The following is a 22,258-nucleotide window of genomic DNA, read 5'->3' as shown; positions in this document are numbered from 1 at the left end:
GTGGCGCCACCAGCCAGCCCCAGCGCCATCGCGGCGCCGCTGGCCAGCACGACGTTGCGTCGGCCGTGGTCGAGGGGGGAGGAACTCATGCGATGTCTCCAGGCAGGGCCAGGGGATCCAGCGCCCAGGCACCGGGCCCGGCCAGGGCAATCGCCAGCAGGGTCAGCGTCCACATCAGCGGGTACTCGGTGCCGCCGCGCATCCAGAACCAGCCCTTGGGCAGGGCCAGCAGCGCAGTGAAGGCGATGAACGCCGCCGCAGCCAGTGCAGCCACGCGGGTCTGCCAGCCCAGAAGCACAGCCAGCCCGGAGGCCACCTGCAACAGGGCCAGCAGCAGCGGCAGCGGCGCCACCGCCGGCAAGCCGAAGCCGCGCAGTTCACCGGCAAACCCGGCCAGGCCCGGGCCGCCGAACCAGCCAAACAGCTTGCCCAGCGCGTGCGGCAGCAGGAAACCTCCCGCGGCCACGCGCAGGATCAGCAGGGCCAGGTCGAGGCCATGCCCGTTGCCCATGCTCAGTGGCCGCCTTCCTGCGCGCCGAACATGGTCTTGGCGTACTGGATGCCGATGCCATAGCCGCCGGCGTGGTCGCGGGCGATGCCGGTGGTCAGGCCATAGGTCGCGCCGCGGGCCCAGTCACGCTGCAGTTCCAGCAGGTACTGCACGCTGGTCATCGGCACCGCGCCGGCCTGGACCATGCGCGCGATGGCGCGCTCGTGCGCCTCATCGCTGACATCGCCACAGGCATCGGTGATCACGTAGACCTCGAAGCCCTGTTCCAGCGCCGACAGGGTCGGGCCGACGATGCAGACGCTGGTCCACAGGCCCGCCAGCACCAGGCGACGCTTGCCGATGCGGTTGATCTCATCGATCACCGGCTGGTCTTCCCAGGTGTTCATCGAGGTGCGGTCGAACACGGTCTGGCCGGGGAAGATCTGCGGCAGTTCCGGGAACATCGGGCCGGAGAACGACGTCTCGGCGACGGTGGTCAGCACCACCGGCACGTTGAAGCCTTTCGCGCCCTTGCTGATCAACGAGACGTTGTTGCGCAGCGCGGAGATATCGATGGTGTGGGTGGCAAAGGCCATCTGCGACTGGAAGTCGATCAGCACCAGAGTGTGGTCGGTCGGGGAAAGCAGGCCCTTGGCGGGCGTGGCGGTGGCAGCGTTCATGGGCGGGTTCCAGTAGTGGGCGGGACAGCAGTTGAAGCACGGGAAGACGGGAGGTGGAGGGCGGCATCACCGGCCAGGTACTGGCCAGGGCTGCAGCCTGTCTCGGCACGGAAACTGCGGACGAAATGGCTCTGGTCGAAGAAACCCAGGTGCTGGGCCAGACGGGACATCGGCTGGTCGGCGGCCGGCAGCAGCTGCCGTGCCCGCTCGATGCGTCGCCGGCGCAGATAGCGCAGCGGGCTGGCACCGGTACCGGTGCGGAACAGCCGCACCAGGTGGAAGCGGCTCACGCACGCCACTTCGGCCAGCTCGGTAACCCGCAACGGCTGCGACAGGTGGGCATCGATGTAGTGCAGTGCGCGCTGCAGCGCGGCGGCCTGGTGCGGCGCCAGCGCAGCGGTGAAGGGCGGTGAAGCTTCGGCCATGACAGAGCACCGCGACGGGGTGCCCCATGGTGCGGCGGCCGCCGCCGCTGCCCTACCCCCGTCGGTCGAGGCTGGCACTCACCCGTTCGGGGGAGGCCGACGCCGCAGCAGGCGCCGTCCGAACTGCCGCGCATCCAGCGAGTACGCACCGGGGCCAAGCAGCAGCAATGCCATCGGCAGCAACAGCAGCGGCAGGGCCGCACCCTGCAGCCACAGCCCAGTGCAGGCCAGCACTGCCGACAACGGGGTCAGCCAGCCCAGCGCCAGCAGCGCCACGCCCAGCGCGCACACCACCACCACGCCGCCTGCATGCAGGCCTGGAGCGCACAACGCACCGGCCAGGCACAGGCGCAGCCAGAGCAGGCCGAGGCCGGGACCACGGTCAGGGAACATCACGAACAGACGCTGCATCCTCGGCCTCCACCGCTCCATTGCCGGCGTGATAGCCGATCCCGCGGCCATCGCGCCTACCCCGATCGGGTCACCCCGGACTGCCCCGCACCTGCCAGAATGCTGCCCATGCGTGGCCGCCCCTTCCCCTTCCTGCGTCGCCTGCCGGCGCTGCTGTCGTGCCTGTTGTTGATGGCGCTGCCCGCCTTCGCCGAGCAGCGGCCGGTGGTGGCCGATGGCATGCCCGGCTACCAGCACACCGCCTGGCGGGTCGGCCAGGGTGCGCCCGGCGATATCTGGGACATCGCCCAGGATCAGCAGGGGATGCTGTGGCTGGCCACGGGCTCGGGCCTGTACCGCTTCGACGGCCGCCGTTTTGAACGTCAGGCCGCGCCGTCCGGCAGCGCGTTTCCCTCCACCAACATGGTCACCCTGGCACTGGATGCGGATGACAGCCTGTGGATCGGTTACTTCCAGGCGGGCATCAGCCAACTCTCCGCCAGTCACCTGCGCAGCTTCGGCCGCGCCGAGGGTGTGCCGATCGGCGTGGTGCCACACTTCAGCCGCGACCGCGAGGGCCGCCTGTGGGCCGCCATCAACGGTGGGCTGCGCTGGTTCGATGGCCGACGTTGGCGCGCACCGGAAGCGCACAGCGGTGTGCCGGAGCGACGCGTGCAGTGGCTGCTGCATGATCGCCACGGCACCTTCTGGGTGCTGGCCGATCTGAAGATCTGGCGTCGGCCGCCGGGCGCCACCGCCTTCGAAGACACCGGCATCGCCGTTTCGCAGATGGCCTCGCTGGCGGAAAGCCCGCGCGGGGAGATCTGGCTGGCCGACCGCAACCGCGGCACCTCGCCATTGGCCGACGCGCGTGGCCTGCTGGCAGCCAACGAACGTGAGGCACGACGACTGCCCGACCTGGTGGCCGCGCGCCTGCAGTTCACCGCCGATGGCGCGCTGTGGGCCACGATGAGCCCGCACGGCGGCGTGGCGCGCGTCACCTTCGACGGCGACCGGGCCACCCGCATGGAGCGCTTCGACACGCCGCAGGGTCTGACCGCCACATCCGCCGTACCGATCCTGCTCGACCGCGAGGGCAACCTCTGGGTCGGCACCAATCTGGGCCTCAACCGATTCCGCGCACGCAGCGTACAGACGCTGGCCGCGGGCCCCACCGATCCGTACCGTTCGCTGGTGCGCGCCAGCGACGGCCGCGTGTACGGCTACGGCGAGGACCTCCAACCCTACGACCTGCGCCGCCCGCTGCTTGCCGGCAGCGCCACCCAGCTCAAGGACGCCGCGCGGCACGCCAGCGCGCCGCTGTGGCAGTTCGACTGGATCAACCTGGTGCAGACCGTCGGCGGCCATACCACGCGCATTCCCTCGCCGGCCCCGTTCACCGGGCAACCGCTGCAGGCGCTGCTGTTCCCCAACGACGACGAGGCCTGGGTCTGTGTGGGCGAGCGCGGCGTCCTGCGCTATGCACGCGCGCAGTGGCATCGGCAGGCACGGCTTCCCGAACAGGCGTGTTCGACGATGGCGATGGCCGGTGATGGCGCCCTGCTGCTGGGCTATGCGGATGGACGTCTGCGGCGCATGGATGCGCGCGGGGTGGCGACCTTCGGGGCCGCTGACGGCCTGGCGGTAGGGCCGGTGACGGCGCTGCTGCAGGACCAGGACATGCTGCTGGTGGCGGGCGAGGCGGGGCTCGCCGCACGCATCGGCAAGCGCCCCTTCAGCGAGGTACGCACCGACATGGCCGGCGTGCTGGAAGGCATTACCGGCATGGTGGCCGACGCGCATGGGCGGCTCTGGCTCAATGGCAGCCGTGGGCTTGTACGGCTGGACCGCACCGCCCTGCGCGATGCGGTGCTCCGCCATCAGCCGGTGGCACCGCGGCTGTTCGACGCGGTCGACGGCATGCCGGGCATCGCCCTGCAGAGTGGGCCGATTCCCACGGCCGTGCTGGCAGCCGACGGGCTGCTCTGGCTGGCCACCAACCAGGGCCTGGCCTGGCTGGATACCAGCGCTGCACATGTCAATTCCAGGCCACCCGGCGTGCGCATCGGTGATGTGCTGTACGGCGCGACCCAGGCCCCTCTGGTCGACGGCCTGCGCCTGCCGGCCGGCACCACCCAGCTGCAGATCGACTACGTGGCGCTGTCGCTGGCGCGGCCGGAGCGCAACCGCTACCGCTACCGCCTGTCCGGCGTCGACGAGGGGTGGCAGGACGCCGGCAGCAGCACGCGCGCCTACTACACCAATCTTGCACCGGGCCATTACCGCTTCGAGGTGGAGGCGGCCAACGAAGACGGCATCTGGAGCAGCACACCGGCCCTCCGCAGCTTCCGCATCGATCCTACGTTCCTGCAGACCGTCTGGTTCAAGCTGCTGTGCGCAGCACTGGTGCTGGCAGCGCTGGCGATGGCCGTGCGCATCCGCAGCGGCCAGCTGGCCGCCCTGTTCCGTGCCCGCCTGCAGGAACGCCATGGCGAGCGCGAGCGCATCGCCCGCGACCTGCATGACACCCTGCTGCAGGGCAGCCAGGGGTTGATCCTGCACCTGCATGCGATCAGCCAGTCCGCGCAGACACCTGACGGCGTACGCACCCAGCTGGAATCGGCGATGCAGCTGGCCGAGCGAAACCTCGCCGAGGGCCGCGAGCGGGTCAACGCCCTGCGCGATGGTCCCTTCGCCGGCCGCGACCTGGCCACTGCCCTGGCCGATGTGCATGCCGAGTACGCCGGCCAGGGCACCAACCCGCTGCGCCTGACCGTCGAAGGCACGCCGCCGGTGCTTCAGGCCGACGCCGTGGAAGAAGTCTTCCTGATCGGCCGCGAAGCGATCCGCAATGCCCTGCGCCATGCCCATGCCAGCGCCATCGAAGTGGAACTGTCCTACGGCAGCCGCTGTTTCCTGCTGCACGTGCGCGACGACGGCGTGGGCATTGCCGACGACGAAGCCGGCCATGGCCACTGGGGCCTGCAGGGCATGCGCGAGCGCGCGCAGCGGCTGGGCGCGGAACTGCAGCTGTGGACCCGCCCGGGCCTGGGCACCGAAGTGGCGCTGGCCGTTCCGGCCCGGCGCCTGTATCACCGCCGGCCGCCACGTTGGCGCTGGCCCTGGAACAGGAAGCACGATGACTGACGCCCCTCTCCCGATCGGCGTACTGGTGGTTGACGATCATCCCCTGCTGCGCGACGGCCTGGCCGCCCTGCTCGGCGCGCACGCAGACCTGCGCCTGTTGGGCGTAGCAGCCGATGGCGAGGAAGCGATCGCGCGCTACCAGCAGCTGCGGCCGGACGTGGTGCTGATGGACCTGCAGATGCCGCGCCTGGATGGCGTGGAAGCCATCATGCGGATCCGTGCGCTGGATCAACGCGCGCGCATCATCGTGCTCACCACCTACCGCGGTGACGTGCGCGCGTTACGTGCGCTGCAGGCAGGTGCCAGTGCCTACCTGCTGAAGGACATGCTGCGCCATGAACTGGTGGACACGATCCGCACGGTGGCCGGCGGCCGCCGCGCCGCGATTCCACCGGCGGTGGCCGCGAGCATCGCCGCGCACGTGGTGGAAGACCGGCTGTCACCGCGCGAGACGGAAGTGCTGCGGCACGTTGCCGGCGGCCTGTCGAACAAGCGCATCGGCGAGCGGATGCAGATTTCCGAGCAGACGGTGAAAGCGCACATGAAGAGCCTGATGGACAAGCTGGGCGTAGGTGACCGCACGCATGCGGTGACGCAGGCGCTGCGGCGCGGGATCATCAGCCTGGACGACAGCGGTCACGATTGAAGGTGGGAGTTTCTCTGCAGGGCTTGCAGCCCTGCACCTGCAGAAGCCGAAGCAAGATCAAGAGCGGCATTCCGTGGGATGGCGGGGCACTGTGGGTGGTCAGGACACGCCGTAACCCCCCCTCCGGGGTCCGGCCCAGCCGCTGGCGGCTGTGCGTTCGGGCGCTTGCGAAGCAGTGCTTCGCAAGCAAAGCGCCCTCACCCATGGGGGCTCGATGGCGCCATCCATGGCGCCAACGGTCCTGCCCACCCACACCGCCCCACCTCTGACAGATTCCGTGTGCTTTTGGTAACGGCGATTGTTGGAATGCGCGGCTGTTGGTAGGTGTCGACCTTGGTCGACACATCTGTCAGATATCGAATGAATTCATCCGTGCCGACCAACGGTCGGCACCCACTATCTGAAACAGGTTCCGACAGATCGCGGAGGTCTGTCGAAGGCGGGGTGGGTCCGGTTGAGGGGGCGTGAGCGCCATGGATGGCGCGACCGAGGCTACATGGACGTATTTACGCCGTCCCCCTCAACCGGACCCACCCCGCCAACCCACAGGAATCCAGCTCCTGCAGTTGCTCTGGCTTCGGCTTCTGCAGGTGCAGGGCTGCAAGCCCTGCAAAACAAAACTCACCTCAACCGCACCAGCAGGCTGCTGCCCGCACACACCACTGCCAGCCACGCCACGCCGTGCCAACCCCACTGGGCAAGTGCAAGGCTGCCCAGCGCACCACCCGCCGCCATGCCGATGAACATGCCGGTGAACAACAGCGCGTTGAGACGGCTGCGCGCCGGCGGCACCAGGCCGTAGACCAGGGTCTGGTGCGCCACCAGCGCTGACTGGAAACCGAAGTCGAACAGCAGCGCGCTCACCACCAGCAGCGGCAGCAGCGCCGCAGCCGGCAGCCAGCTGTCGGCCAGCAGCAGGCCGAAGCCCACCAGCGCCACCGCGATCGCCAGACGTGCCACCGCATGACTGCCCAGGCGGTCGGCGTAGCGGCCCGCGAACGGCGCCGCCAGCGCGCCGGCCGCACCGGCAATGCCGAAAGCACCTGCGGCGGCACTGCCCAGGCCAAGCCTGGCGTGCAGCATCAGTGCCAGGGTCGACCAGAACGCACTGAAGCCGACCGCCAGCAGCGACTGGCTGGCAACCGCGCGGCGCAGTTGCGGCTGCTCACGCCACAGCTGCAGCAGCGAGGCCAGCAACGCCGGATAGCGCAGCGTGCTGGTCGGTGCGAAGCGCGGCAGCGCCTTGGCCATCACCGCGCCCATCGCCGCCACCGACACCGCCGCCAGTACGAACTGCGTGCGCCAGCCCCAGGCTTCGGCCACCACGCCACTGACCACGCGCGAGAGCAGGATGCCCAGCAGCAGACCGGTCATCACCCGGCCAACGATCTGCCCGCGGTGTGCATCCGGGGCCAGTACCGCGGCCGCCGGCACGATGTCCTGCGCGAGGGTGGCCATCAGGCCCACCAGCAGGCTGGCCATCAGCAGGCCCGGCAGCTGGCCGGCCAATGCCGCGCCCGCCAGGGCCAGCGACAACAGCACCGACTTCAGCAGGATCAGGTGGCGCCGGTCGAAGCGGTCACCCAGTGGGGCCAGCAGCAGGATGCCCAGCGCGTAGCCCAGCTGGGTCAGGGTCGGCACCAGGCCGACGCCACGCTCGCTTGCGCCGAGGTCCTGGGCGATCAGGCCCAGCATCGGCTGGCTGTAGTACAGCGAGGCCACCGAGAAGCCGGCGCCGGCCGCCATCGCCAGGACCAGCGGGGCCGAGGGGGCGGCCGTGGGCGTGGCGCTCAAGGAAACAGAGGGGGTGGACATGGATGAACTCCGGGGGAGGAATGGTGCATAGCCTGACCATATTCACCACACGTCTGTAGTAGGCTCAGCCACATACCACTCATACGTTGTACGCATGACCGACCTGCCCGCTGGCGCCGACCGCCTCGACCTGCTGCGCACCTTCCTGCGCATCGTCGATGCCGGTAGTCTTTCCGCCGCAGCCATCCAGCTCGGTACCACCCAGCCCACGGTCAGCCGGCGGCTGCAGGCGCTGGAGCGGCAGCTGGGCCTGCGCCTGCTGCAACGCTCCACGCACGGCCTGCAGCTGACCGAGGACGGCCAGCGCTGCCAGCGCCACGCGCAACGGGTCATCGATGAGTGGGAGTCGCTGCAGGCCGAGCTGCATGGCGAGGCGCAGGTACTGCGCGGGCGCCTGCGGGTGATGGTGCCGCACGCGTTCGGCCAGGCGCAGCTGCTGCCGACCATGCTGGACTTTCTTGCGCGGCACCCGCAGCTGAGCCTGGAATGGATCCTCGAGGACCATCGCCCGGATTTCGTTGCCGAGGGCATCGACTGTGCCGTCCGTGTCGGCCCGGTGGATGAGCTGCGCATGGTCGCCCTGCCGCTGGCCGAGGTGCCGCGCATCGTGGTGGCCTCGCCTGCCCTGGCCGATCCGGCGCGCGTGCGCACGCCCGAGCAGGCGCAGGCACTGCCATGGATCGCACTGGCCACCTACTACCGCGAGCGCCTGCTGCTGCACGATGCACAGGGGCGCGCGCACACGCTGTCGATCGCCCCGCGCCTGCTTACCGACAACCTGTTCGTGGTGCAGCGCGCCGCCGTGGCCGGCCTGGGCGCGGCGGTGGTCTCGGCGTGGCTGGTCGCCGATGATCTCGCCGAGGGCCGCCTCGTGCAGCTGCTGCCGCAGTGGCAGGCACCGCCGCTGCCGGTGCACCTGGTGTTTCCCGCCGCGCGCCAGCAGCCGCTGCGGCTCCGCGCGTTCATCGACGCGATGAAGGAAGCGTTGCCGCAGCTGCATGGGATGCGGCCGGCGGTGCGGTGACTCGCTGGAAGGGTCAGAGCCCTTTGCGCAGCAAAGGGATCCGACCCTGTGATCCGGGGTCGGATCCCTTTCCATCGGAAAGGGCTCTGACCCCAGCAGCGATCACTCCGCCTTGGCCGCCTCGGCATTCCACGCCGCCACCTTGGCCTTGGTGTCGGCCAGCATCCTGTCCAGTGCCGCACGGTCATACACGGTGCCGCGCAGGATCACGCTGTCGATCTTTTCGGTCGCGGCAATGTCCTGCAGCGGGTTGGCGGTCAGCAACACCAGATCAGCCGCCTTGCCGCTGGCGATGCCACCGTAGCGGTCCATCTGGCCGAACCATGCCGGGCCGGAACGCGTGGCTGCCGACAGCGCCTGCGGCGCGCTCAGGCCTTCCTTCACGAACAGCTGCAGTTCCTGGTGCAATGCAATGCCCGGGAAGTTGTACGAGTTGAGGAAGCCGGCATCGGTACCGGCGATGATCGTCACGCCCGCTTCCTGCAGCATCGGCAGCACCGAGGCCACCTGGTGGTACTGCGCGTGGCGCGCCTGGATCTGCGCCGGGGTCGCCTTGGCCGCGCGATCCACGCGCCACTGGTAGGTCGCACGCAGGCCCGGGCCGATGTAGGCCAGGTACGGATCGTTGGCGTGGTCATCCTGGTCGAGGAAATCGAGGATGCGGCCGCCATTGAGGGTCGGGGTGACGAACACGCCGCGTTTGGCGAAGTCGCGGTAGGCATGCATCGCCGTATCGTGGTCGAAGCTGGCATCCAGGCGGCGGTTGGCCTCGGCGCGGTCGATGCGGCCGGCACCGAAATCGGCGGCGATCTGCGCTTCATCCTTGCTGCCGGCCTTGAAGGCGTAATCCAGATGCTCGATCGAGGCCAGGCCGGCGTCGACCGCCTGTTCGACGGTCAGCGCCATCGGGATATGGCCCGAGGCTTTGAAACCGGCCTTGCGCGCGGCGCTGGCCGAATACAGGAACAGCTCCGGCTTCAACGTGCTGTCGGTGATCTTCACGAAATCGACCTTGTCGTGCTGCAGGCGGGTGATCGCCTTGTCGACGTCGGCCTCGCTGCCCACCTCGATGGTGCCCTTCCAGACTGGCTTGATGCCTTCGATCTTGGCGCCGGAGCTGAGCAGGCGCGGCCCGAACAGGGTGCCGTTGGCGATCTCGCCACGCCACTGCAGCACCTGCTCCGGCAGGTCGCCCGAACAGTCGCGCACGGTGGTGATGCCATGGGCGATATACAGCGGCAGCAGCGCCTTGTTCTCTTCGATGAGGGCCGGGCCGCCGCCGAAGTGCACGTGCATGTCCCACAGGCCCGGGATCAGGTACCTGCCCTTGGCGTCGATCTGGCGGCTGGCGCTCCACTGGCTGCGCAGCTGTGCATCGGGGCCGACGGCGACGATGTCATCGCCACGGATCACCACGCTCTGCCCCGGCAGGCTGCGTGCGTGTTCAACATCGACCACGGTGGCATTTCGGATCAGCAGGTCGGCGCGCTCGGCAGCGGAGGCCGACAGCGGCGCGACGGCAAGGAGGATCGCAAGAGACAACGGACGGGACTGGAACATGGACGGCATCCTGGTGGGCGCGCATGACGCGCAGAGTGGAAGGGGCGGAATTCAGCGCTGGGCGCCGGCCTGGCGCAGCAGGGTTTCAATGCTCGCGTAGCCACGCTGGCGTGCGTGCATCAGCGGCGTCACACCATCGCCATCGGCCAGTTCCGGATTGGCGCCGGCGTCGAGCAGCAGCTGCACGATCTGCACATGGCGCGGACCACCATCGCCGAGCAGGATCGCTTCCAGCAGTGCGGTCCAGTGCAGGCGGTTGACATGGTCCACCGCCACGCCGGCGCGCAGCAAAGTGCGCACCGTGGCCACATGGCCGCGTTCGGCGGCGGGAATCAGGGCGGTGCCGCCGTAGCGGTTGGTGCTGCGCAGGTCGGCACCGTGGGCCAGGGTCAGCGCGAGGATCTCATCCAGGCCGCGCGCACCGGCATACAGGTACGCGCTGTCCTGCATCGCATCCTTGGCGTTGACGTCGGCACCGGCCTCGATCAGTTCGCGTGCGGCATCGATATGGTTGCCGTGGGTCGCCAGCAGCAGTGCGGTGCGGCCCTGACCATCGCGCAATTCCAGGTCGGCGCCGTCCTCTATTGCAGCACGCACGGCGGCGGCATCCCCGCGCGCGGCGGCATCGCGCAGGCGCGCATCGGCCGTGCCGGCCGTGGCCGAACAGCCCGGCACCACCATCGCCAACAGGCACAGCAGCAACAGGCGACCCAGCGGGCCGGGCAAACGAGGGCGACGGGCGATGCGCATCTGCGGTTCTCCGGTGCAGCGGGGCGCCGTGCTTGCCGCCCCCTGCCCTGCATGGTAGAAGTCGCCACGTGCATCCAGAAGTGAAATGTTCAAATGCAAGACAGTGCCAAATCGAATAGAACGCTGTTCGAACTGGACCTGCTGCGTGCGCTGGTGATGGTGGCCGACTGCGGCAGTTTCACCACCGCTGCCACCCGCCTGCATTCCACCCAGTCCACGGTCAGCCAGAAGGTGCGGCGGCTGGAAGAACTGGCAGGGCACCGCCTGCTCGAACGCGGCCACCGCGACGTGCACCCCACCGATGCCGGGCACACCCTGCTGGGTTATGCACGGCGCATGCTCGACCTGAACGAGGAAATGGCCCAGGCCCTGGCCGGCGCCACCGTGGAAACCGCGGTGCGCATCGGCGTGCCGGAGGATTTCGTCAACGCGCAGACCACGCGCATGCTGGCCGCGTTCAGCCGCCGCCACCCGCAGGTGAAGCTGGAGATCAGCAGCGGCCTGAGCCGCGACCTGGCCCATGGCTTCGACCACGGCGAGCTGGACCTGGTGCTGGTCAAGCAACGCCGCAACACGCGCCAGGCCGTGCATTGCCGGCGCGAGCCGATGCACTGGATCGACAGCCTGCGCAGCAGCAGCCTGCAGCTGGATCCATTGCCACTGGTGACCTTTCCGCCGCGTGGCCTGTACCGCGACGAGATGATCCACGCAGTGGAGGCACTGGGCCTGCGCTGGCGCATTGCCTTCACCAGTTCGTCGCTGAGCGGCATCCAGGGCGCGGTGGCCGATGGCATCGGCATCAGCCTGCTGCCGCGTCGCGCGGTGAGCCGCGAGCATCGCATCATCGATGGCGAACGCCACTTGCCGGTGGTGGACAACTACGAGATCGGGTTGCTGCATCGCCCCGATGCCGATGACGCCGTGCGCGCGCTCGCGGCCGAACTATGGCGGCAGGTACAGCGCGAGGCGGAGTAGTGTTCGGCAGGGCTGCGCCCTGCACCTGCCGAAGCCGAAGCCGAAGCAACAGCAGAAGCTGGCTGCCCGTGGGATGGCGGGGTGGGTCCGGTTGAGGGGGACGCTGCAAGTACGTCCATGTAAGCTCGGTCGCCGCATCCGTGCGGCTCACGCCCCCTCAACCGGACCCACCCCACCTTCGACAGTTTTCCGCGATCTGTCGGAACGGCGTTCTGCTTTGGAGGGTGCCGACCGTTGGTCGGCACGGATGAATTCATTCGATATTTGATGGAAAAATCGTGTCGACCAGGGTCGACACCTACCAACAACGGCCCGGTAGATCCACGCCATGCGTGGATGAATCTGTCAAATATCGATATCTGATAGATGTGCCGACCAACGGTCGGCACCCACCAGCAGCACAGGGAATCTGTCAGAGGCGGGGCGGTGTGGGTGGGCAGGACCGTTGGCGCCATGGATGGCGCCATCGAGCCCCCATGGATGGGTTTACGGCGTGTCCTGACCACCCACACCGCCCCGCCATCCCAAGGAATGCCGCTCTGGCTCTTGACGTTGAACTTGATTCGGCAGGTGCAGGGCTGCAAGCCCTGCCGACTAGACCCATCTTCCCTGGACAACCACGCGCCGCTCGACTGGCACCCCGGCCACGGCGGCAGGGCCGTGATCCGCCCGCACCGCCACGAACGTCGCCGGCAGCCCCTCGCCCATCCCATACTCCGGCAACCCGATCACCGCCGCCGCATGCGTGGTCACCATCTCCAGCGCCAGCATCAGGTCGGCATCCGTGTAGAACCCGGAACGGTAGCCCAGCAGCATCGCCCGCTGCAGCAGATCGCCATTACCGTAGGGCCACCAGCAGTCACGGATGTTGTCGTTGCCTGCGAACACCCGCACCCCGGCATCGTGCAGCGCCCGCAGCGGCGGGAACGGATGATCACCCGGCGCATTGCTCATGATCGCCACGCCCGCCGAGGCCAACACCTCACGGACCTGCAACGCGCGCGTGATCGGCACCTCGCCCAGCGCGTACGCATGGCTTACTGCCACCCTGCCCTGCAATCCCGCAGCACGGGTACGCTCGGCAATGCGCAGCAACTGGCCCAGACCGGTTTCAACCGGCTCGTGCAGATGGATGTCCAGGCGCACGCCGTAGCGTTCGGCCAGGCCGAACAGCAGCGCCAGTTGTCCTTCGGCGTCGCCATCCAGTGTGGTCGGGTCGATGCCACCCAGCACTTCCACTCCCGCTGCAAGTGCCTGTTCCAGCACTGCGGCGGTGCCTGCGCAGGACATCACGCCCGCCTGCGGGAATGCGACCAGCTGGATCTGCATGATGTCGGCGCATCGCTGCGCCGCCTCGCGGACGGCGTGCAGATGGCGCAGGCCGGTGCTGGCGTCGATATCCACGTGGCAGCGCATGGCCACCGTGCCGAAGCGGCTGCATTGGCGGATCAGGGCTTCGGCCCGGTCCACCATGGGTGCCGCGCCGGCGACCGCAGCCTTCTCCACCGCCAGCCGTTCGCGCAGGCTGGCCACCGGCTGGTGCGGATGCCAGCGATCGCCGACGAAGCTCTTGTCGAGGTGGATATGGCCGTCCACCAGGCCTGGCAGAAGGGTAAAGCCCTTCAGGTCGATGCACTCGGCACCTTCTGCAGGGGCCGCCGCAGCGTTGAGGCCCTCGATACGGCCATCGCGGACGTGGAAATGCATGGGCGCACCCGCGCGATCAACGCCACCGTGGATGAACTGCAGGGCCATGGGAAAGCTCCAGGATTGCCAACGAGGGATCCATCCTGCGCCCCGCAAGCGCTATCGGCCAACGAAATATCTGGATGCCTCACATTCACCGGAGCGATGAATGAACGGCACATCTGTCGTATCCGGCGCGCCGTGGCCACGCCTGAACGGGTACCATAGGCCCCTGTTTCCGCTGTGATGCCGCATGGGCCCGTCCGACCGCCACGATCGTCTCCGCCGCTGGCAGGCCGCGTCCCTGCTGGCCGCTGCGCCGATCGCCAGCCTGTCTGCTGCCGATGCCGGTGCCACGGCGCCGCTGCAGGCACCGCCAGGCCAGCAGCGTGTCGCCCCTTCGGCGCTGGTCGAACGGCTGCACCAGCGCGTGCTGGCCGGTCCCAGCGCAACCGGCACCCTGGAAAGCTGGTGTGCCGAACACGGCCTGGCCGAACAGGCCCGCGTGCGCGCCGTGCGCGTGCATGGCCAGGACAAGGCGGCACCGGCCGACGTGCTGAAGGCGTTGGGCGCCAATGCCGACACGCCCCTGCGTTATCGCCGGGTGCAACTGGTCTGCGGCACCCGCGTGCTTTCTGAAGCTGACAACTGGTATCTGCCGGGCCGCCTCAGCGCGGCGATGAACCAGGTGCTGGACAGCAGCGATGAACCCTTCGGTCGCGTGGTGGGTCCGCTGGGCTTCCAGCGCCAGACCCTGGCCGACCAGACCTGGTGGCCGCCGCGCGGTGAAGGCGACCGCGGCGTGATCCTGGAAGTGCGCGCCCTGCTGCGCGACCGCCAGCAGCAGCCTTTCAGCTACGTCATCGAATCGTACAGCGTGCAGGCACTGCCTTAACCGCTGTCGGCCGGCCCGCTGCGTCAGTCGTCAGTCGTCAGTCGAGCAAGCTCGACGCTACGCTGATGGCGTTGGCCGGCTGTAGCGACACGACCGCGAGGCCAGCACGACATCCGCTCCCAGCGAACGGGTGGCCGCCACCCGGTACAGCGCGGTCAGATCCTGCGCCTCGGGATGGCGCGCTGTGTACTGCTCGAACTGCTGCAGGACCGCTTCGAACGCTTTGCCGGACTGGTGTTGAAGAACGGCAGCATGCCAGTTCGCGGGCGCGGCGCCTTCTGCACTGCATCACTGCCTGGCTGAACAGATTCATGCCATTCCCCGGCAAACGTTGCGATTTGCAACATATTTCATGGGCATCGGTCCCAGCATTGGAGATCGTTCCTGCATGTGCATCGAAACGAACTCCACCACTCCTCCTGCGCTGCACCCGGTGCTGCGTCGCCATCTGCTGCATCTGCGCCATGACTCCATCAGCCTGCGCACTCTGCAGCGAACCGACCTGGCCGCCTGGCGCGTGCTGCGCGACCAGCGCCAAGGCCCCTACGGCGGCGCCTGCCGCGCCGACGCTGAGGTCCAGCTGTTCATCGGCATCCAGCGATCAAGGCTGCAGCAGGACAATGACCGCCTGCTGCTGGGCATGTTCGACCAGAGCGATCACACCCTGGTCGACCAGCTCACCGTGCGACTGCAATCGGCGCGTGACCGCAGTGCCGAACTGCTGCCTTTCTGCCAGAGCGACTGGGGCGACGCGGAGCGCTTCGCCCACGCCCTGCATGCCCTGTGCCCCTTCCTGTTCGAACAGGTCGGGCTGCACCGGGTCTACGTCATGCTGCCGCCTGCTGGCAGTGCCGGCCTCGCCAGCGTGCTGCAGGCGGCCGGCTTCCGCAACGAGGGCCTGCTGCGCGACCACCACCTGGGCAACGACGGCTGGGAAGACCGCACCCTGCATGCATTGACGGCGCCCACCTGGCGCGGCGGGCAAAAGGCGATGGCCTAGCGCACGCGCTCCAGCGCGGCATCTGCACCCGTTAGCACGCTGCAGGCATGGTCCTGCAGTTCCTCGGCGCTGGCGTCGTTGCCGGTTGCAGGATCGAGGCGGGTGGCCAGCAGCACGAAGCCGGGCGCGCCCTGCGGGTCACGGTGGCCGGCCACCAGCAGACTCCAGTTGCCGACGTCGGCCGCGCCGCTCAGATCGAAGGCCAGCAGGTTCAGCGGGTTGGCGGTCAGCTCCTCCCCCGCCAGCAGCCGTGCCTGGTAATGATGCCCGCGCAGCAGCACCGGCAGCGGCGACCAGCGCATGGACAGCGCCGCACGCTGCGCATCCAGCGCCTGCACGACATCGGCGCGCAGGCAATCCACGTGAATGTGCAGCTGGTGCTGCGAGCGGCCGTGCGGCGAGTTCAGCGCCAGGCTGGCCACCTCGCGCGGCAGCGGCTGGGCCAGCGCCATCTGGGTATGCGTACGCGCCTGCCAGGCGGCGGCGAAATAATTCGGCACGCCCTTGCGGTACAGGCCGGGGCTTTCAATGCCACTGACCTTGTCCAGCGGCATCAGCAGGAACTGGTAGTCACCATGCGAATCCTTGACCAGCACGTCGCGCCGGTCGGCGGCGGGCTGTACCTGCAGGCACGCGCCCTGCGGGCCGCCAGCGCCCGTGCAGTCGCGTTCAATCAGTCGCCACAGCGCATCGGAGTGCGCCGGTGGCGGCGGCGCGCTGGCACAGGCGGCCAGGGTGGTCAGGGACAACAGCAACAGGGGACGCAGGAACACGATGGAAACTCGACTGGACAGACGCAACAGGCATTGTAGAGTCGCGCCTGCTCGACTGCTCGCTCAACTGTCCGCCCCCCGCCCTGGCGCCTGCTCAGTACGTCCCGAACGGCACTTCCACGAACTTGGCCGGGCCGTGGCCGGATGGTTGAAGCGTGTAACGGTCCAGCGCGCCATCATCGTCAGCGAAGGGCAGGCGCTGGAACTGCAGGCGGTACTGCACCTCTCCCACCCGCACACGGTCTGCTTCGGGGGCCAGCGCCGCAGCTTCCGGCAGGAGCAGGCCGCCCAGGTCGCTGTACGCACCGGCCACATCGGCAAATGCGTAATCCACCAGTTCATCCACCCGCTGCATGGCATACACGTGCGGTACGTACGGACGGGCCGGACTACGGCCATTGCTCAGGTCATCCACCCCGGCCTGCGCCAGGTGGTACTGCTCGCGCAGTGCTGCCACACCCAGCGACGGGCTGGCCACCTGCAGGCAGCACACCGCGCGGCGGCCCTCACGATCGAGGATGACGAAACGGTCTCCACGGGTCGCTTCCTGCGGCAGCATGCCGAAGGCGAGGTTGCGCTGGGCCGGCTCATAGCCGGTTTCGGTCTGCAGGTTACGCCAGCCACCAAACAAGGCGGCATCACTGGCCGGGGCAGCCGCCGGCGCATCGATGGCCGCGGCGTGGGCCGTCACCGCAGCCAGCAGCCATGGCAGCAGGGCCATCGCCCTCAGCCCGCCCCGCCCGTACGCCTGGCCTGCCTTCATACCGTGTCCCGCACCTGCGCCGGAAGTGCCCGGCCTGCCCGTCGGCACGATGCCGCACGCCCCGCCACTATGCCCGGCGCGCCGGCCAGCGGCAATGAGGCCGTCGTTGCCGGCGCTGCAGCAGACAGTGCTATGGTGCGGCCATTCCCCTGCAATGGAGCGCCCGCATGACCGCCCACCGCCTGTCCCTGCTGCTTCCGGCATGTACCCTGCTGCTGTCGGCTTGTGTCAGCACGCCCGGCCCGCAGGTGAAGGGCAGCGGCCGCTGCGATGCCAGCGCGCTCGGCTGGGCCGTCGGCCAGCCGGCCAACGAAGCCAACATGCGACGCCTGTCCAGCGAAAGCGGCGCCGGCCTGGTCAACCCGATCGGCCCGACGACCATCACCACCAAGGACATCCGCCCTGATCGCCTGCGCGTGTACATGGACAAGGACAACATCATCACCGCCGCACGCTGCGAATGACCCGGCCGTAGAGTCGAGCTTGCTCGACTGCCTTGGCTTTCTGTAGAGCCGAGCCCATGCTCGGCTGTGCTTTCTGTAGCCTGGCCAGGCAAAAACAGTCGAGCATGGCTCGACGCTACAAAAGGCGCCGTCGGGCAAGCTCGACGCTACCGGCTTACGGCTCGGTATAGCCCGCGCAATCCGGCAGCGCCTGGTCCGGCTGGTAGGCACCGCCACTGAACCGGAACGTACGAACATAGGTACACGCCGGGTCCTGCTCGGTGCGCAGGTCTTTCTTCTTCAGGGGCCCCTTGGCCAGCGAGTCCTCGAAACGGGATACCCCGGCCGGGAAGCGCGTGGCCACGGTCTGGTAACGCAGCACCGGCATGCCCTGCGCCGCAGCATCCAGCGAGAGCTTGGCCGAGAAACCATACTCATCATGGCAGGCGCCAGCGCGCTGCTTCATATCCTGCTCGCTGAAGCAGGCGCGGATGTCTGCCTGGCCTTCCCAGGCCAGGGCCAGCACGTCGTTGTCGACCTGGATGTCATCGTCCAGGTGCCGTACCCGCGCCAGCTGCAGGGTCGATGCACGGGCGCCACCACCGGAATACATGCTGCGGACAGTGCTGATGCCGCCGACCAGTACGTTCTGCCGTGCACGCTGCTGCGGATCGGCCACCGGCTGATCGGCGCCCACCCCGGGCGCGAGGCGCACGATCCACGGCCACACCGCCAGTTCGCCGTCATCGGGCACGTCCATCGTCGCGTGCCACGACTGCGGCTGACCCGTGCCCTGTGCACGCTCGGTCACCACCAGCGTGGTGGAGGCCTCCCCCGCGGTGTCGCTGGGCTGCAGGGCCACGCACCAGGCGTGGTCGGCCGTGCACCACTGCAGGCGCTCCTGCCCATCCTCGTCAGGCAGCAGCACCTGGCCCAGCGGCTCCATCACGTTGCCGGCAGCATCATGCTGCTGCGGCAGGATCGAAGGCTGGGCCAGTACCAGCGCCGGCGCGGCCAGCGATGCGGCGCACACAGCGGTGCGGATGACAGCGAGAGGCATGGGCGGTTTCTGCATGGGGAACCCCGATGGTACCCGCTGCCCCCGTAGAGTCGAGCGTTGCTCGACTGCTTTTGGAAAAGAGCAGTCGAGCAAGCTCGACTCTACGGCGCACCGCCGCAATCGCAGCCGCCCCATCCCTTGGCCTTCGAGGTATGCCCGATGCCGGGATTGAACGTATTGCTCGGGTCCAGCTGCCGGTAGAACCCGGCCAGTGCCGGCTTGGCCGGGTAAAGGTGGCCGACATTGTGCTCGGCCGGGTACTCGGCACCACGCTGGTCCAGCAGTGCCCACATCGCATGCTCGATCGCCATCGGATCTTCGCCCTTGCGCGCGATGTAATCCTGGTGGAACACGTGGCACAGGAAATGCCCGTAGTACAGCTTGTGCAGCAGACGCCCGTCGATGTCGGCAGGCAGCGTCTCGAACCAGTCCGCATCGTCGCGGCGCAGGGCGATGTCCAGCGCCACGATGTCTTCCACCTGCGCGCGATGCACCTCGCGGTAGCGCACTGCCGCGCCCGCCACGGCAAAGCGATGCAGGAAGGCCTTGCGTCCTTCCTCGGCGGTGCAGCGGAAGAAGCCACCCTCGTGGTTGGCGAAACACTCGCGCAGCCAGCGCTCGGTCTCTGCGGCATCCTGCACCGATACCTTCAGCAGCAGGTGATGTTCATAGCGCTGGCGGAACTCCCCCATGCGCGCCGGCAGGTGCGAGGGCAGCAGACCAGTCAATGCCTGCATCAGCCGATCAGTGACCCCGCGCAGGCCCAGCCGCTCGAACCAGCCATCCACGCGGCTCTTCAACGCGAATGCCGCAGGCACGCGCGCAGTACCGAGCCGATCAATCAGCAGGAAGGTGTCCTTGCCATAGCGCTCACCGATGTCATACGCATCGCGGTGGATGTACTCACCGGCGATGGGCAAGCGCTCGAAGCCAGTCAGCAGCTGGCGGCGGATGGCGGTGAGCGTGGCGGTGCGGTTGCTGCCGATGTAGAACACCTCGGCGGCTTCCTTTTCAAACGTATCCAGGCGCACCGCGAACACCGCCAGCTTGCCGGCCGAACCGGCTGCCTCGTAGTGGCGGCTCGGGTCGGCGTTGAAGCGCGCCGGCGTATCGGCATCAACACGACGCACCTCCTCGGCATACCGGGGATCGGAGGCGGCGCGGCCATTCCCATCGCCCACGTCCGCAGCCGCGTAGTCGCCCGTCTGAAGGCGTTGCAGGATCTGTTCAGGGGTATCGCCCAGGGCGATGCCCAGATGATTGACCAGCTGCAGCTGCCCCTGCGCGTCCACCTGTGCGTACAGCGCCAGCTCGGTATAGGCCGGGCCCCGGCGTACCAGCGCGCCACCGGAGTTGTTGCAGACCCCGCCCAGTACCGAAGCGCCAATGCACGACGAGCCGATCACCGAATGCGGCTCGCGGCCCAGCGGCGCCAGGGTCTGTTCCAGGCGATCGAGCGTCGCACCCGGCAGGCACAGCACCTGGCGGCCGTCGTCCAGCAGCTGGATACCGGTCAGGCGCAACGTGCTGACCAGCACGACCGGACGCCCGTAGTCGTTGCCGTCCGGCGTCGAACCACCGGTCAGACCGGTATTGGCCGCCTGCAGGATGATCGCGGCCCCACCCTGTACCGCCGCCTGCAGTACCCGCCACAGTTCCAGCAGCGTGCCGGGGCGTACAACCGCCAGTACCGGGCCCTCGCCGAAGCGGTAGCCGCGACGGAAACGGCGGGTGGCCTTGTCACCGGTCAGCACATGGCGCTTGCCGACGGCCGCGCGCAGCTGCGCCAGCACGGTTGCGCGGTCGCTCATGGCAGGCGGACCAGCGAACTGCTTCCGATGTCAGCGATGCGGCGTGCACCGGTCAGTGTCATCGCCACGCGCATTTCCTTGGCCATCAGGTCCAGCAGGTTGGCCACGCCGGCCTGCCCCTGCGCGGCAAGCGCATACACGAACGCACGGCCCAGCAGCACCGTATCGGCACCCAGCGCCAGCATGCGCACCACGTCCAGGCCATTGCGGATGCCCGAATCGGCCAGGATCTTCAGGTCGCCCTGCACCGCATCGGCAATGGCGGGCAATGCGCGTGCGGTGGACAGCACGCCATCCAGCTGGCGCCCACCATGGTTGGACACCACGATGCCATCGGCACCGAATGCCACTGCATCGCGCGCATCGTCCGGGTCGAGGATGCCCTTGATGACCATCGGACCCTTCCAGAACGCGCGGATCCATTCCAGATCTTTCCAGGAAATGGACGGATCGAAATTGTTGCCCAGCCAGCCGATATAGTCGGCCAGTCCGGTCGGGTTGCCCCGATAGGCGGAGATGTTGCCCAGGTCGTGCGGGCGCCCGAGCACGCCCACATCCCACGCCCAGCGCGGATGAGTGATGGCCTGGCCGACCCGGCGCAACGGGGCATTGGGGCCGCTCATGCCCGAATGCGCGTCGCGATAGCGCGCGCCGGGCACCGGCATGTCCACGGTGAACACCAGGGTGGTCACCCCGGCGGCCTGCGCACGTTCCAGTGCATTGCGCATGAAGCCACGGTCGCGCAGCACGTACAACTGGAACCACATCGGCCGCTGGATGGCCGGCGCCACTTCCTCGATCGGGCATACCGAAACGGTGGACAGGGTGAACGGAATGCCACGGCTGTCGGCGGCGCGCGCCGCCTGGACCTCGCCGCGGCGGGCGTACATGCCGGTCAGGCCGACCGGTGCCAGCGCCACCGGCATCGCCAGCGTCTCGCCGAACAGCTCGGTTTCCAGGCTCAGGTCGGCCATGTTGCGCAGGATGCGCTGGCGCAGCGCAATGTCGGACAGGTCCGAAACGTTGCGCTTCAGCGTGTGCTCGGCATACGCGCCACCATCGATGTAGTGGAACAGGAACGGCGGCAGGCGGCGCTGCGCTGCGGCACGGTAATCGGTGGAGGCGGAAATGATCATGGGGTCAACCTGAAGTAATCAGCCGTGCGGAGAAGGTAGACGCGAAGCACGCGCACGCCGGGCTTCGTTGTCATCGAGCGTGCGCAGCGTGGTATGCACGAATTCCAGGTGGGCATGGGCGGCCGCACGCGCACGCTCGGGGTCGCCGGCCAGCACCGCGTCCATCATTTCGCGATGCTGTTCGGACAGCGGCGAGAAGGTCCGCGCCGAGGTGTAGAGCTTCTCGCGGCTCTGCGAGATGTTGGTCTGCAGCAGCTCGAACAGGCCGCGCATCACCTGCAGCAGCACCAGGTTGTGCGAGGCCTCGGCGATGGAAAGATGGAAGGCCGCATCGGCCTCGGCCTCGCCGGCCGGGTCATCCTTGCCATGAGCGTCCATCATGGTCTGGAAGGCCTGGGCGATGCGCGCCCGGTCCTCATCGGTGGCGCGCAGGGCGGCATGCCAGGCGGTGGCGCCTTCCAGCGCATGGCGGATTTCCAGCACATCGAAACGATATTCCGGATCGCCCTGGAACAGCGGCAGGTACGGTGCCAGCGGTTCGTCCAGCGCCTGCCGCGCACGCGCCGCCGGTTCGGCCACGTAGGTCCCGCCGCCCACGCGCGCCGTCAGCAGCCCCTGGCTGGCCAGCTGCGCGATGGCCTCGCGCAGGGCGGTGCGCGAAACGCCCAGCTGCACCGCCAGAGCTCGCTCGGCGGGCAGCCGATCGCCCGGCTGCAGCTGCTGTTCCTGCACCAGCACGCGCAGCTGCGCGGCCACCTTGTCCGAAACCCGTTGCATGCTCATGGCGCC

At 68.5% G+C, this 22,258-nt stretch carries 21 protein-coding genes; 7 read left to right on the top strand and 14 right to left on the bottom strand.

Translation table 11 applies throughout. The annotated features are described in order from the left end of the window. Positions 1-85 precede the first annotated feature (85 nt). The 4 genes from VER16_RS00370 to VER16_RS00355 all read right to left on the bottom strand — a co-directional run bounded on the left by VER16_RS00370 (position 86) and on the right by VER16_RS00355 (position 2,006). A complete protein-coding gene (locus VER16_RS00370; protein ID WP_324804888.1) occupies positions 86-511 on the bottom strand; it encodes a DoxX family protein in 426 nt (141 codons plus the stop codon). Between the two features lie 2 nt (positions 512-513). Further along, positions 514-1,170, bottom strand: coding sequence for a hydrolase (locus VER16_RS00365; protein WP_324804887.1), 657 nt, complete (start codon positions 1,168-1,170; stop codon positions 514-516). Next, on the bottom strand, positions 1,167-1,595 hold the full coding sequence (locus tag VER16_RS00360; protein ID WP_324804886.1) for an AraC family transcriptional regulator: 429 nt from the start codon (positions 1,593-1,595) through the stop codon (positions 1,167-1,169). The genes VER16_RS00365 and VER16_RS00360 overlap by 4 nt, the downstream gene beginning before the upstream one ends. 78 nt (positions 1,596-1,673) lie before the next feature. Continuing rightward, positions 1,674-2,006, bottom strand: a complete 333-nt coding sequence (locus VER16_RS00355) for a hypothetical protein (RefSeq protein ID WP_324804885.1) — start codon at positions 2,004-2,006, stop codon at positions 1,674-1,676. A gap of 99 nt (positions 2,007-2,105) precedes the next feature. On the opposite strand from VER16_RS00355, the gene VER16_RS00350 reads away from it, so the two are divergent. Together VER16_RS00350 and VER16_RS00345 are read left to right on the top strand one after the other, a co-directional pair. Then, entirely contained in the window at positions 2,106-5,132 is a 3,027-nt protein-coding gene (locus VER16_RS00350; RefSeq protein ID WP_324804884.1) for a sensor histidine kinase, read from the top strand. Continuing rightward, entirely contained in the window at positions 5,125-5,778 is a 654-nt protein-coding gene (locus VER16_RS00345) for a response regulator transcription factor (RefSeq protein ID WP_324804883.1), read from the top strand. Before VER16_RS00350 ends, VER16_RS00345 begins: the two co-directional genes overlap by 8 nt. 621 nt (positions 5,779-6,399) lie before the next feature. On the opposite strand, the gene VER16_RS00340 is transcribed toward VER16_RS00345, so the two are convergent. Further along, positions 6,400-7,593 carry an MFS transporter gene (locus tag VER16_RS00340; protein WP_324804882.1) on the bottom strand — a complete coding sequence of 398 codons (1,194 nt, stop codon included), beginning with the start codon at positions 7,591-7,593 and terminating at the stop codon, positions 6,400-6,402. A 94-nt stretch (positions 7,594-7,687) separates the two neighbouring features. On the opposite strand from VER16_RS00340, the gene VER16_RS00335 reads away from it, so the two are divergent. Continuing rightward, entirely contained in the window at positions 7,688-8,617 is a 930-nt protein-coding gene (locus VER16_RS00335; protein ID WP_324804881.1) for a LysR family transcriptional regulator, read from the top strand. 102 nt (positions 8,618-8,719) lie between these two features. Here the strand turns inward: VER16_RS00335 and VER16_RS00330 are convergent, their stop codons facing one another. Further along, positions 8,720-10,177 (bottom strand): amidohydrolase family protein, encoded by a 1,458-nt coding sequence (locus VER16_RS00330; RefSeq protein WP_324804880.1) that lies wholly within the window; start codon positions 10,175-10,177, stop codon positions 8,720-8,722. Between the two features lie 51 nt (positions 10,178-10,228). Further along, entirely contained in the window at positions 10,229-10,927 is a 699-nt protein-coding gene (locus VER16_RS00325; protein WP_324804879.1) for an ankyrin repeat domain-containing protein, read from the bottom strand. Positions 10,928-11,020: 93 nt separating this feature from the next. Here VER16_RS00325 and VER16_RS00320 point away from each other — a divergent pair, with 93 nt between their 5' ends. Then, positions 11,021-11,902 carry a LysR substrate-binding domain-containing protein gene (locus VER16_RS00320; RefSeq protein WP_324804878.1) on the top strand — a complete coding sequence of 294 codons (882 nt, stop codon included), beginning with the start codon at positions 11,021-11,023 and terminating at the stop codon, positions 11,900-11,902. 594 nt (positions 11,903-12,496) lie between these two features. On the opposite strand, the gene VER16_RS00315 is transcribed toward VER16_RS00320, so the two are convergent. Beyond that, a complete protein-coding gene (locus VER16_RS00315; protein ID WP_324804877.1) occupies positions 12,497-13,657 on the bottom strand; it encodes an amidohydrolase family protein in 1,161 nt (386 codons plus the stop codon). 184 nt (positions 13,658-13,841) lie between these two features. Between VER16_RS00315 and VER16_RS00310 the strand changes: the two genes are divergently transcribed. Both VER16_RS00310 and VER16_RS00305 read left to right on the top strand, forming a co-directional pair. Beyond that, positions 13,842-14,483: a hypothetical protein gene (locus VER16_RS00310; RefSeq protein ID WP_324804876.1), complete on the top strand. Its 642-nt coding sequence runs from the start codon at positions 13,842-13,844 to the stop codon at positions 14,481-14,483. 388 nt (positions 14,484-14,871) lie between these two features. Then, complete coding sequence (locus tag VER16_RS00305; protein WP_324804875.1) at positions 14,872-15,483, top strand: GNAT family protein; 612 nt, start codon at positions 14,872-14,874, stop codon at positions 15,481-15,483. Here the strand turns inward: VER16_RS00305 and VER16_RS00300 are convergent. Both VER16_RS00300 and VER16_RS00295 read right to left on the bottom strand, forming a co-directional pair. Continuing rightward, positions 15,480-16,256: a CDP-diacylglycerol diphosphatase gene (locus VER16_RS00300; protein ID WP_324804874.1), complete on the bottom strand. Its 777-nt coding sequence runs from the start codon at positions 16,254-16,256 to the stop codon at positions 15,480-15,482. The genes VER16_RS00305 and VER16_RS00300 overlap by 4 nt on opposite strands. Positions 16,257-16,350: 94 nt before the next feature. Continuing rightward, the gene (locus VER16_RS00295; RefSeq protein ID WP_414715996.1) at positions 16,351-17,019 is read right to left on the bottom strand and encodes a decarboxylase; all 669 of its coding nucleotides are present in this window, start codon (positions 17,017-17,019) and stop codon (positions 16,351-16,353) included. A 167-nt stretch (positions 17,020-17,186) separates the two neighbouring features. On the opposite strand from VER16_RS00295, the gene VER16_RS00290 reads away from it, so the two are divergent. Continuing rightward, positions 17,187-17,483: an I78 family peptidase inhibitor gene (locus tag VER16_RS00290; protein ID WP_324804872.1), complete on the top strand. Its 297-nt coding sequence runs from the start codon at positions 17,187-17,189 to the stop codon at positions 17,481-17,483. Positions 17,484-17,637: 154 nt separating this feature from the next. Here VER16_RS00290 and VER16_RS00285 read toward each other — a convergent pair whose 3' ends face one another. From VER16_RS00285 to lldR, 4 genes are all read right to left on the bottom strand, one after another. Beyond that, the gene (locus tag VER16_RS00285) at positions 17,638-18,522 is read right to left on the bottom strand and encodes a hypothetical protein (RefSeq protein ID WP_324804871.1); all 885 of its coding nucleotides are present in this window, start codon (positions 18,520-18,522) and stop codon (positions 17,638-17,640) included. Positions 18,523-18,623: 101 nt separating this feature from the next. Beyond that, positions 18,624-20,333, bottom strand: a complete 1,710-nt coding sequence (gene dld, locus VER16_RS00280) for a D-lactate dehydrogenase (protein ID WP_324804870.1) — start codon at positions 20,331-20,333, stop codon at positions 18,624-18,626. Continuing rightward, positions 20,330-21,469 (bottom strand): FMN-dependent L-lactate dehydrogenase LldD, encoded by a 1,140-nt coding sequence (gene lldD, locus VER16_RS00275; RefSeq protein WP_324804869.1) that lies wholly within the window; start codon positions 21,467-21,469, stop codon positions 20,330-20,332. Before lldD ends, dld begins: the two co-directional genes overlap by 4 nt. Positions 21,470-21,487: 18 nt before the next feature. Next, on the bottom strand, positions 21,488-22,252 hold the full coding sequence (gene lldR / locus VER16_RS00270) for a transcriptional regulator LldR (protein WP_324804868.1): 765 nt from the start codon (positions 22,250-22,252) through the stop codon (positions 21,488-21,490). Between the last annotated feature and the right edge of the window lie 6 nt (positions 22,253-22,258).

The organism is Stenotrophomonas sp., assembly GCF_035634915.1.
Classification (GTDB): domain Bacteria; phylum Pseudomonadota; class Gammaproteobacteria; order Xanthomonadales; family Xanthomonadaceae; genus Stenotrophomonas.
This window is presented reverse-complemented; position numbering and strand designations above follow the sequence as displayed.